This is a genomic window from Paenibacillus intestini (assembly GCF_030803945.1).
In the GTDB taxonomy this organism is placed as follows: domain Bacteria; phylum Bacillota; class Bacilli; order Paenibacillales; family Paenibacillaceae; genus Paenibacillus; species Paenibacillus polysaccharolyticus.
In genome coordinates, this window is the sequence record NZ_JAURUN010000006.1 from 244,013 (window position 1) to 255,805 (window position 11,793).

Annotated in this window: 7 protein-coding genes; 4 read left to right on the forward strand and 3 right to left on the reverse strand. The window is 47.6% G+C overall.

Annotation, left to right across the window (positions count from 1 at the left end; translation table 11 throughout):
* Positions 1 to 60 precede the first annotated feature (60 nt).
* Positions 61 to 1,608, reverse strand: a complete 1,548-nt coding sequence (pruA, locus tag J2T16_RS17860; RefSeq protein ID WP_154890751.1) for an L-glutamate gamma-semialdehyde dehydrogenase — start codon at positions 1,606 to 1,608, stop codon at positions 61 to 63.
* 447 nt (positions 1,609 to 2,055) lie between these two features.
* On the opposite strand from pruA, the gene J2T16_RS17865 reads away from it, so the two are divergent.
* Positions 2,056 to 2,979, forward strand: coding sequence for a proline dehydrogenase family protein (locus J2T16_RS17865; RefSeq protein ID WP_090917839.1), 924 nt, complete (start codon positions 2,056 to 2,058; stop codon positions 2,977 to 2,979).
* A gap of 510 nt (positions 2,980 to 3,489) precedes the next feature.
* Positions 3,490 to 5,430, forward strand: coding sequence for a sigma-54 interaction domain-containing protein (locus J2T16_RS17870; RefSeq protein WP_499018943.1), 1,941 nt, complete (start codon positions 3,490 to 3,492; stop codon positions 5,428 to 5,430).
* Between the two features lie 578 nt (positions 5,431 to 6,008).
* On the opposite strand, the gene J2T16_RS17875 is transcribed toward J2T16_RS17870, so the two are convergent.
* Positions 6,009 to 8,081, reverse strand: coding sequence for an nSTAND1 domain-containing NTPase (locus tag J2T16_RS17875; protein WP_499018944.1), 2,073 nt, complete (start codon positions 8,079 to 8,081; stop codon positions 6,009 to 6,011).
* A 302-nt stretch (positions 8,082 to 8,383) separates the two neighbouring features.
* Between J2T16_RS17875 and J2T16_RS17880 the strand changes: the two genes are divergently transcribed.
* Complete coding sequence (locus J2T16_RS17880; RefSeq protein ID WP_154890747.1) at positions 8,384 to 8,671, forward strand: hypothetical protein; 288 nt, start codon at positions 8,384 to 8,386, stop codon at positions 8,669 to 8,671.
* Between the two features lie 55 nt (positions 8,672 to 8,726).
* Here the strand turns inward: J2T16_RS17880 and J2T16_RS17885 are convergent, their stop codons facing one another.
* Positions 8,727 to 10,397: a PucR family transcriptional regulator ligand-binding domain-containing protein gene (locus J2T16_RS17885; RefSeq protein ID WP_154890746.1), complete on the reverse strand. Its 1,671-nt coding sequence runs from the start codon at positions 10,395 to 10,397 to the stop codon at positions 8,727 to 8,729.
* Positions 10,398 to 10,586: 189 nt separating this feature from the next.
* Here J2T16_RS17885 and ald point away from each other — a divergent pair, with 189 nt between their 5' ends.
* Positions 10,587 to 11,720, forward strand: a complete 1,134-nt coding sequence (gene ald / locus J2T16_RS17890) for an alanine dehydrogenase (protein ID WP_154890745.1) — start codon at positions 10,587 to 10,589, stop codon at positions 11,718 to 11,720.
* Positions 11,721 to 11,793: the final 73 nt, after the last annotated feature.

The window sequence follows — 11,793 nt, forward strand, 5'->3', positions numbered from 1 at the left end:
ATACCATACAGTTCAGCCCTTGTCAGCATGTCAATACATACATGCGGTCTCAAACGCCATTTAATATTTTTCAGACACCAGCTTCGCTTGAGTAAACAGCAACAGATAATCCCTGCCTCCTGCTTTGGAATCGGTACCCGACATATTAAATCCACCAAATGGATGTGTCCCTACCAAAGCTCCCGTACACTTGCGGTTGAAATACAGATTACCTGCAAAATACTCATGTCTTGCCTGCTCCAGATGTGCCCGATTGCGCGAGATAACCGCACCTGTCAGGCCATAATCTGTATTGTTGGCAATATCCAGCGCATCCTGGAATGAATCGGCTTTGATGAAAGCCAGCACCGGGCCAAAGATCTCCTCTTGCGAAATCCGGGCATGCGGTTCCACATCTGCAATAATGGTCGGCTCGATGAAAAATCCTGCCGGATCTCCGGTACCTCCCCCATGAACCAGACGTCCTTCCCCTTTGCCAATCTCGATATATTCGGTGATCTTTGCATACGCCTTATCATCAATGACAGGTCCCATGTAATTTCCCACTTCAAGCGGACTGCCCATCGTCAGCTTCTTCGTACGCTCCAGCACCTTTTGTAATACTTCATCATATACATCCTTATGGATAATGGCACGAGAGCACGCTGAACATTTTTGTCCCGAGAAACCAAAAGCCGAAGCTGTGATCGACTCGGCTGCCAGTTCCAGATCACTGTCACTGTCAACCACAATGGAATCCTTGCCACCCATCTCGGCGATCACACGTTTGATCCACTTCTGACCCGGAGCGGTGCGTGCTGCACGTTCATTGATCCGCAGACCGACATCGCGGGAACCTGTGAAACTGATAAAACGTGTCAGTGCATGATCGACAAGATAATCCCCCACCTCACTGCCTGGCCCTGGCAAGAAGTTGACTACTCCATCTGGCAGACCCACTTCTTCCAGCAGTTCCACGAACTTTGCAGCGATGACCGGTGTAGTGCTTGCCGGTTTTAGCACCACCGTGTTGCCTGAAACTAACGCAGCCGAGGTCATGCCTGCCATAATCGCCAGCGGGAAATTCCACGGCGGAATCACCACGCCAACACCAAGCGGAATGTAAGTCAATTCATTATCTTCACCAACAATCCGTACAAGCGGCTGCGGCTCACTGAGACGTTGCATTTCCCTTGCATAAAACTCCATAAAATCAATCGCTTCAGCCGTATCTGCATCTGCTTCAGACCAGGTTTTGCCCGCCTCATAGACCATCCAGGCGGAGAACTCATGCTTGCGGCGGCGCATGATTGCCGCTGCTTTGTAGAGATAACGGGCCCGTTCATTCGGGTCCGTATGTTTCCAGGTATGGAACGTTTCCGCAGCCGTTTGGATGGCCTTCTCGGCCAGCTCCCGATCCGCTTGATGAATCGTTCCAATCACCTGATCCTTAGCAGCCGGGTTCACGGAAGTTAACGTGCGGTTGCTCGTTATTTTTTTTCCACCGATAATCATCGGATATTCCTGTCCCAGTTCGGATTTCACCTTATGGAGCGCTTCCTCAAAGGCTTCCCGGTTCGCTTGCACCGTAAAAGCTGTAAATGGTTCGTTAACAAAAGGGATATTCATCAATGATTCCTCCTTCAGGATGTGGTTTCTACTCACTTTATAAGTCTCACAAAGATAATTTACACGAGCACTCCGAGGACAGAATAACCTTCCATTCGCTGTTATCCCCAGATTTTTTGGATTCCCTTCTCCTAAGGGAAAAATCCGGTGATAAATGCGACCGCTTCGCTTTTCCAGGTTTTTTCTGTCCTTTCCGTTATTTGTGTAAAAAAATGTTCAACTTATATCGATCGCTGCTCGGATTCACGCAGCACTTACGTCTCATTCAAATATATGAAGCAAGAAGCGTGCCAACTCCGCTAGAACATGAAATATTTTTTTGTTTCACGGAGATAAAAATGTTCATAAAAATAAATTAGGGCATCAGCAATCGCATTCAACAGATTTTGGCACGATTTTTGCTAGATATGTAAATATACAATCATGAATATTTAGGGAGGAACCACGATGAGTGTCGGAACGGAACTATATCGCAAAACGTTGTTAACCGTAGCTGGCAATAAAGCCGTAGAGAACCTGTCTCTCAAATACGGCAAAAAGCTGGCTGGCAAGTTCATAGCTGGTAATACGCTGGAAGAGGCGCTGGAAGAAATTCGCGTTTTAAATAGCAAAGGCATTATGGCAACACTGGATCATCTGGGAGAGGGCATCACCCATCTGCGCGAGGCGGCACTTTACAGAGATGAATACGTGAGGTTAGTTGAAGGTATAGCGCATAGCGGTGTGGACTCCAATGTTTCACTGAAACCGACCCAGATGGGGCTGGCACTTGATCCGGAAGAAGGGTACCAGAATATTCGTGCGGTCGCCGCCCGAGCGAAGGAACATGAACTGTTCGTCCGGATTGATATGGAGGACAGTCCGTTCACCCAAGCAACCATTGATATCGTACGTAGACTGCATGCGGAAGGGCTGGATAACTCAGGTACCGTATTGCAGGCTTATCTGCATCGAACGGAAGAGGATACCCGCGATATGATTCGGGAAGGTATTCGGCTGCGTTTGGTCAAAGGAGCGTATAAAGAACCTGCAAGCGTCGCATATCAAAATACGTCCGAGGTCATTCACCAGTTCAAAACGATGATTCGTCATCATCTGGATCAAGGTGTTTATACCGCTGTGGCCTCCCATGATGATCACATCATTAACTGGACGAAACAATACGCGAAGGATCGGGATATCTCTCCTGAAGCCTTTGAATTCCAGATGTTATACGGTCTGCGTATGAGTGAACAGGAGCGTCTGGCACAAGAAGGTTATCGCATCCGTTGTTATGTCCCTTATGGCACGATGTGGTACCCGTACTATACCCGCCGTCTGGCAGAGAAACCTGCGAATCTCTGGATGGTTGTGAAGAACATGTTTCGCTAGAATTGATGTAAGAGATAGCCCTTCACGCCATGCAACCCAGTCATTCTGGAGTGCATGGTTTTTCCTTTTTCCGATGATGCAGCACTGCCAAACTTAAACGTTCACTCTAAACAAGAATATATGTCTAAAAAATAAGAATACACAAAATTTAATGTACAAAATTTTAGACAAATTCTACACTAATCATCTTGTATCTTACCCTCACATCGGTCTCCATCTTTACATATTTTCTTATATTTATACATTTTCACAAATAATGAGCGTTATATAAATTGACACAAAAATAAATAAAAAAACTGAAATAAGTTAGAAAATGTAGCTAAATCAACATTTTTTCATATCTTCAACTAAAGAAAACGTATACATAAAAACTACAAAATGGGTGAGCGTTATTAAAACAAAACAATCGAACAATCGATGTCAAAAAATATATACACAACTCTGTTGGAGCGATATAATAGTACTAATTCCAATCACTTTAATCCGTATGTTGTAATCGAGGTGATCCTGATGAGACATTTACTACCTACTCTAAAAGAACTGACACGAACAGACATGCACATTTACGATGAATCCTCCGTTCAGGAAAAGCTTCTTCCACGCCCGTATACGGATTCAGATATCAACGTAACTCGACCTGTTTTTGTACGTTCTGGTACAGGAAGCGCTTATCTCTATTGCTCCTTCCTGGATCAACCAAACTTGCCTGATGAGAAAGGCCTGCCTTCCGCATCTTCTGCTAAATCAACAGATCCCGACCCTTTTCCGGTTACCCCATCGTTCTTTGTCCCTGTCCCTTTGATCTCACTTTCTATGGAACTGGCACAAGTTATTCCATTGTTTTCCAAGAGCTCTGTTCTCATCATCAAAAATGATCGTGACGAATGGATCGGCTATATCACGGCATCCGATATCATGAACTCAATTCATCAAGCCTACCGACTGATGGAAGCCTATCTGGAAACTACGCTTGAGACAGTCGGTTCCGCATTATCTTTAATCGATGAAGAAGCCAAGGTGGCGTACTGGACATCCGGTGCGGAGAATATATTTTCTATTCGCAAAACCGATATTATCGGTCAGCCTGCCGCCAACTTTTTTCCACCCGAAAGACTTCAATCACTTAAAACGTTATATTCCGGTGAATCGGTCTACCGCAAACAGCATCAACCCAGGTCTGATCTGTTCGCTCTAATCAATGCCCGCCCTGTCAGGCTGGATGGTCGTATTGTTGGTGCAGTTGCTGCGGAGGTCGATATCACAACTGAAATTCGTCTTCACCAGGAATTATTGCATATGTCCTCCAAAATTCAGCATTTGGAAAAAGCCGTTGCCCGGCTACATCCCGAGACCGATCCTTTTGCGCGTATCAAAGGTAGCAGTCCAATTATCCGGCAATGTCTGGAGACTATTCGCAAGATCAGCACCACCCCTGCTACGGTACTCATTATGGGGGAAAGTGGCACGGGCAAGGAACTCTTCGCAAAAGCCATCCATGATCTTCGTGAACCAGAGACTGCTCCTTTTATCGCGATTAACTGCGGGGCCATTCCCGCTTCATTGTTTGAGAGCGAGTTGTTTGGCTACGAGAAAGGCGCGTTCTCCGGGGCAGACCCTAAGGGGAAAAAGGGGAAAATCGAGCTTGCGGAGGGTGGCACTCTTTTTCTGGATGAGATTGGGGAGATGCCTTCTGAACTGCAAGTCAAGCTGCTTCGTGTGTTGCAGGAACGAAGTTATTTTCCGGTTGGGGGTACCCGCACCAAACAAGCTAACTGCCGAATCATTGCTGCAACCAATCAAGACCTTCCTGCCATGATTACGCGTAATCAATTCCGGGAAGATCTCTACTATCGACTGAATGTCATCAATCTGATTATTCCGCCGCTCCGGCTGCGTAAAGAAGATATCTATGAGCTCACCCAGACTTTTCTGCAAGAATTCTCGCTGCTCTACAATCGTCATATTGAAGTGATTCCTCCAGAATTGTTCAAACATTTATTCGAGTACGATTGGCCGGGGAATGTCCGGGAACTGCGCAACGTGATTGAGCGCCTAACCATTCTAACGATGGATGGTGAGATCAAGCCGGAATACTTGCCTGATTCGCTGACATCAGCGAAAGTAAACGTACCTTCTGAGCCGGAACAGACAGTAGCCAACCTCAAGTCTGCGGAAAAAGAAGTAGCGCATGACCCCAATGTGACAGACTCCCAACAAGAGGGTCACAGACCTGACCATCTTGCAGGGGTTGCTCGGGAAGCGGCTAACCCAAGTGTTACATTCCCCGAACAAAGTTCGGGCTCCTCTTATCAGCAACAGATGGATGCGTATGAGGCTCGGCTTTTGCTTCAATACCTGAAGGCCGCAGGCGGCAACAAACGAACACTCGCCAAACAACTTGGCATCTCCAGAGCTACACTCTACAACCGTATGAATCGGCTTGGTATATAACCTATAACTCCCGCGGTGATTACCGCTTTCTTTTACAGTTGAACATAATGCACGGCTAGCAAACGAAGAACATTCCACCCTTGCCGTTGCAGGCGATAGAATACAGAGAATTTGAGGAAAATCAGAGAAAGCTCAGCGCCGAGAGCAGAAACCAGCAAATAAGGTTTCTGGCGACTCTAACGATCACCACAAGCCTTATTTGCCCATTTAGGCGTGGTTTCAAAATCTAACGATCTCCAGTGACGCTATTCAGCTAATGTCCTGCTGAAAATGGGATGAAATGGGCAAATTGCTCGAAATAGCGTCCGTACGGATCGTTAGAATTTCAACATGGCGATTTTGTGCAAAATAAGGTTTCTCCTGATCGTTAGAGTTTGCGGGGATGCTACTTATGAACAGCTAGATGAATCAGCTAGAAAAACCCGCAGTTACGGATCTTTCCCGTTTTACTGCGGGTTTATTGTTTATTGGTTGTTGCTTTTCATTTTTGTTTTGGTTTTCATTTTTGCCTTGTTCTTGTTCTTGTTATTTCAACCGATGGCTTCTGCTATTTCTGTGCGACCATCTTTCTTCACCCTTTACAATATTCTCGCTAAACGAATCAGTGCAGTTCTAATATGACGATAAAAAGTAGCCCTGCTCATCGAACACACCTGCGCTGCGGCAGTCGGATTGCCAGCATGGGTCCAGTAAGCCGCATGTAACAGTTTCTGATCCTGGGGAGACACTCCATGTATCCTGCCTTCCAACAGATCCAGAACATATAATTGTAACTGAATGCCGTCCCTCACACCTGTAATTCTGTCTGCGTACTCTTGTAACTCTCCCGGTGAGCGAAGGTGTCCGAGCATTTTACGAACTTCCTGTTCAGACCAAACCCTGTTATTGGATCCCGTTATCTGGGGCTGTATTGCATTAGCTGGGAGGTCTGGATGCAAAAGGGACATCACCCAGGCACCGAATTGTCCGCTACGCAGATCAAGTTCCAGCACATCCGCCTGATCTTCATATCGATCACACGCACGTGTGGACGTTCTCCGCATCTGAAAGCCGATACTCCGCAGAAACAGCTTCAGATGTGGATTGGTCGCAACAAGAATGGCTCTCGCCCCATCTCCCAGGAGCGACAAACGATCCAGTGTCATATATCCGACAAGTTCCTCACGTGTATATCCAGGCACATCATCTCTCGCCGCAGCCAGCAATGCGAAGTGTGTATCACTCTCATCCGGATCATTCTGTAATTCCTCTGGCATAAAGCACTCTTTCATCTCATTCGGAAAATATTTCAAAAGTAAATCACTGATCTCCCGATGCACCAACACGGTAATAAACATCGCAATCGTTTCGCCTTTCATATCCCGCTTTATTACAATGCCTTCAGGATATCGGAGAGCCAGTTCATCCAGGAAGGGGCCATAGTTCACGGCCTGCCAGGGCTCAACGCTGTATTCACACCATTGCTCTAGCAGCTTGTGAAGAGATGGTAGGTCAGCCTGCTTCATTGGTTCAAGCGGCGAGAACAAAGAATCGCGTGAGACGTCAGCATACTTGCGAAACTGGAGCATAGATTCCTGACAGAGTAACAGCATCTTTCTCGCAATTTGACGCTTCCCAAGCGCACATGCCTGTTCATGGAGTGGTTTCAGCAACTCTGCAATCCGAATCCGCATGGACTGCATACGATGCGGCTCGCGTTGCCGGAAATCCCGCATCAAATGTACCCGGGCCATATCGTGCAAGGCCAGACCGTCCGGCGCGGAACGAATGAAAGACATCCGTCTCAGCATGTGATATTCTTCCTGTTTAACGGGTACATTCAGGACCGTGGATAAGAGTTCCTGGTTTGCTGTCTCCAGCAAGGTTAACACCTCCACCATCGGATGCAGACGTGGCGTGGTGAGTTCAAGTAACAGCCGGGCACTGATCATATGTGACAGTTCAGCCCACTCGGCATGAGGAAGATTCCGCTCCTGATCAGCCGCTTCCACTGCAAGAGCAAGTCCCAGCGGATGTCCATCCGTCATTCTCGTAATGACTCCAGCCATACTCGGCTTTAATGAACCTGCGGTTGCAATATACTCCGTAATCTCATCCGCGGTAAAATGTTGCAGCTGCAATTGAACCAGATGCTGATACAGCCGGGGATGCGTTCGCCATGTTGCTGAAAGCTCTGAACGAGATGCAAGTATGATGAGTATCCCACTTAGATGAAGTTTCGCTATGAAAACTTCCATAAACCAGCTCTCGAGCAATGCAAGTTCCTCGTAGTTATCTACTGCAATAACGAGTCGTTTCTCTCTGGGCATGCTTTTCAACAACGATAGCAGAATGTTGCCCTGGCTATTCAACAGCCCAAGTTCCAGTCCCAGTGTTGAACTAAAATAATCCATAAACACGGAGGGCGTTGTGCCACATGCCCGTCCATCCATCCATATAGCGGTTGCTTCCTGCTCTCTAGCGATGGACAGCATTTCTGAAAGTAACGAAGACTTCCCAATACCACCCATACCCGTAACTGAAAATATAGTCATAGGCGCTTCATCATTTTCAAACCACTGCTCTAGGATCATCAGCTCTCTGGCTCGACCAACGAAACGCTTTTCGTCCCTGACAACCTTCTGCTTTCGAGATTCACTTCCGTTCCCCATATATATCCTCCGTACTAGATACTGGTACTTTTACTGTAGCTTACTTTTATATAAAAATGAGACTATATTGAGACGCGCAATCGCTTCCGAAATGTTAGAATCTTGATAAAAGCCAATTTATAGAAAAAGGCAAATCTGTGCCTCTTCTACATTTATCGAACCACGCCGTTTATGGATATCACAAAACGCAACACTCCGCCAATCACCCTGAGCAAGCCTGCACACACGATTTTACCGACTTGGTTTCATGCTTTCCTTTCGTATCCTACTCCAGCCCGATAATTCAGGAAAGGCGGATTTGTGTGAAAAAACATCTCGACATTTCTCATTTGAGCGGACAACTTGGCATCCATTCCAGTAAGCTTCAGGCATGGTTAAACCTTACCGGTTTAACTGTTACAGATCCACAAGACAGACGGGAACGAAGGTCTGAGCGTATGACATTTCCATATCGCCTTGTAACACCTACCTCACCACTTCAGGCTACCTCTTCCCGTGCATTCGAACGCTATCGGAGCCGTTTCTCCAATACAGGGTCCCGTCGCCGGTCTCGTGCCTTACGAGGTATACGACGGATCAACAAGCTGTAAATGAGCAAAAAAACACCTTCTATTCAAGCACTGCCCATATCCAAAAACGTTGCTGTCATGACAATTGTCCATCTCCACCTTCAATCATGGCATTAGCTAACAATGCCATCTCCAAGCACACACGTTTTCCCTGTTGCATATAACCTGGTCCCAGCAGTTCTTCCAGTTTCTCCAGTCGGTTATACAAAGTCTGCCGATGAACGAACAGCTGGGCGGCCGCATCCCTTTTGCACCCGAAATTCGCCAGATAGGCATCCAATGTTTCGACCAATCGCAACTGATGGCTTCGATCATGCTCTATAAGCACACCCAGATGATCGCTCGCAAAGGATTGCAGGAAAGAAAGCGGCATGGCTTTTAACATTTGATATATACCCATACGATCGTAAAAGTGAACATGTTTCATTAATTTGACAGACCTCGCCACTTCAATAACCTGGACCGCTTCCTGAAGGCTATCCTTCAGAAGAGTTAGTTGATTTCGAAGTTTGCCGAAGCCCGCATGAATTTCGACTTGTTTCAGATTCGAGCGAGCGAACCGTTTCATATCCTGAGTGATGCTCTCTAACATTTGGATCAGTGGCTGTTCAGAGACAGTTTGTGTTTCTTCCTTGGCACAACAGAGGTAGATTTGATTATTTTTCAGCATGATGAGGCTGGTTAGATGATTTTTCTTCAGAAGTGAGCGAAGCAATACGAGAATGTCCTGATGATTCGCCTCCATTCGCTCCCGGCCCGGCCCCTTCATGCGATGTTCAATCTGCAATAGACCTCCCGCGAACCAGTATTGTCCCTTCACTAACAAGCGAAGCCCCATACGTGTTCTAGCCTGTTCCTCCTGCTGAATGTGGCCATTCATCAAATCCTGAATCAATTCATTCTGGTTGCGTACCATCTTCTCTTCAAGAAATTGTGAACGAAGCGTAAGCGTAGCTGCAGCTTTGGCTGTGTAATCAAGCAACAGCTTGAGATATTCTACCGTTGCCGACGGGTGCACAATCATACCTATGGCTGAAAATACTTGGCCAAAACAAACCACGGGATAACAGAGCAAAGCCCTCTCCTCATCCATATGAAACCACAGCTCCGTATCGGAGTCGTTCAGATTTAGCCGTTCCACTTCCTGGCTGTACCAGCTATAGATGGCCTGCTCCATGTCTGGAGCGAGTTCTGGCACAAAACTCCCGGCCTCCATCGACGAGATGTATACCACAGGTTTTGACGCATAGGCATGTAGCAGGTCGAGAACCGCCGACATATCTGTACGCTGCAACGTGCGTTGCTGAAGCTCACGGGAATACGTCTCCAGGCTCTTTAATAGCTGGTGTTGGTGGTTAATAAGTAGAGAATGGATATCTTGCGTAATCTCAACAAAACGCACGGGTTGTTCAAATACGATGAGTGGAAACTGATACTGGTTTGCCAGTTCGATCAATGACTCTGGTATCGCATGTATGCTGGTGCCAAACTCGACACATAATCCAGCTGCATCACGGTTGATCAGCTGCATCAGATAAGCTTCACGCCCTTCTTCAGACTGAAGCCATAGACCCGTGGATAAAATAAGATCATGTGGGCTTACAAAAGGGGACACATTGGTAATTTCCAGCACATGAACCCAGCCTACCTGACGTTCCAACCCTTCTCTCCCTGCCGCGAGCCGTGCTTGACTAAATACCGGACGTTGCAGGATATCTCTGACAGTAAACACACGGTCATTTCGCAAAGTCGATCCCTCTTAGTGTTATTTTTTCTTACATTATAATCCAAAGACATGTGTCCTGAACAGTCTATTTCGACGAATTGTTGAGTCTTGATCCTAAAAATTAGACATTGTGTAAGGTGCAAAACGACGCATGGAGTCATAAACTTGTAGTATAAGCTAACAACCAAAAAATGGACGAGGTGCATGGCTATGAGAATCGGGATTCCCAAAGAAATCAAAAACAATGAAAATCGTGTAGCGATGACTCCTGCCGGGACAGCTGATTTTGTGACAGCCGGGCATCAGGTCTTTATCGAACAAGGTGCGGGACTTGGCAGTGGATTTACGGATAAAGAGTATGTTAAAGCTGGCGCCCTGATTGTTGAAGAAGCCGCTCAGGTATGGCAGGATGCCGAGCTCATCCTTAAAGTGAAAGAACCTCTTGCCAGTGAATATGGTTATTTTCGCCCAGGGCTGATTTTGTTCACCTACCTGCACCTCGCCGCAGAGCCGGCCCTCGCCAAAGCACTGGTCGAAAAACAGGTGACTGCCCTTGCGTATGAAACCTTGGAAGTCGGCGGCTCTCTCCCGCTGCTCACACCTATGAGTGAGGTGGCAGGTCGGATGGCTGCGCAGATCGGTGCGCAGCTTCTGGAGAAAACAGAAGGCGGCAAAGGCATTCTGTTATCCGGCGTGCCTGGCGTGAGCCGCGGCAAGGTTGTCATTATTGGCGGCGGTACGGTAGGTACCAATGCGGCCAAAATTGCACTTGGCCTGGGGGCGGATGTCACGATTCTGGATCTGAATCTGAATCGGCTACGCCAGCTGGACGATATTTTTGGCAATCAGATCCAGACGCTGGTATCCAGCCCTTCCAATATTGCGTCCGCCGTCACCGGGGCGGACCTGCTGATCTGTGCGGTGCTGATTCCGGGCGCCAAAGCGCCAACACTTGTCAGCGAGCAGGTTGTGAAGACCATGGCATCCGGGTCGGTCATTGTGGATGTGGCGATTGATCAAGGCGGGATCGTCGAGACCATTGATCATATCACCACCCACGATGAACCCACCTATGTGAAACATGGTGTCGTGCATTATGCGGTGGCGAACATGCCTGGCGCCGTACCGCGCACGTCCACGGTGGCGCTGACCAATGCCACCATGCCTTATGCGCTGCAACTGGCGAACCATGGTGCAGCCACCGCGATTCGCGGTAGTTCCTCCATTCGCAGCGCGGTGAATGCGCTGAATGGACATATCACATATGAGGCGGTTGCCCGTGACCTCGGGCACGCCTACGTACCTGCAGGACAGGCGCTGGAAGATGCCGCCGCTGTCCAATAAATCTTCTGGCCGTTCCACCTGGAAGCAAATTGTCCAGCCTGTGGAACGCACACAAGCGCAGTGCCCATGGAGG

Excerpts from the sequence above, each read along its gene's own strand:
- J2T16_RS17870 (WP_499018943.1), top strand. The coding sequence starts at position 3,490 with ATGAGACATTTACTACCTACTCTAAAAGAACTGACACGAACAGACATG.
- ald (WP_154890745.1), top strand. The coding sequence starts at position 10,587 with ATGAGAATCGGGATTCCCAAAGAAATCAAAAACAATGAAAATCGTGTA.
- pruA (WP_154890751.1), bottom strand. The coding sequence starts at position 1,608 with ATGAATATCCCTTTTGTTAACGAACCATTTACAGCTTTTACGGTGCAA.
- J2T16_RS17865 (WP_090917839.1), top strand. The coding sequence starts at position 2,056 with ATGAGTGTCGGAACGGAACTATATCGCAAAACGTTGTTAACCGTAGCT.
- J2T16_RS17875 (WP_499018944.1), bottom strand. The coding sequence starts at position 8,081 with ATGGGGAACGGAAGTGAATCTCGAAAGCAGAAGGTTGTCAGGGACGAA.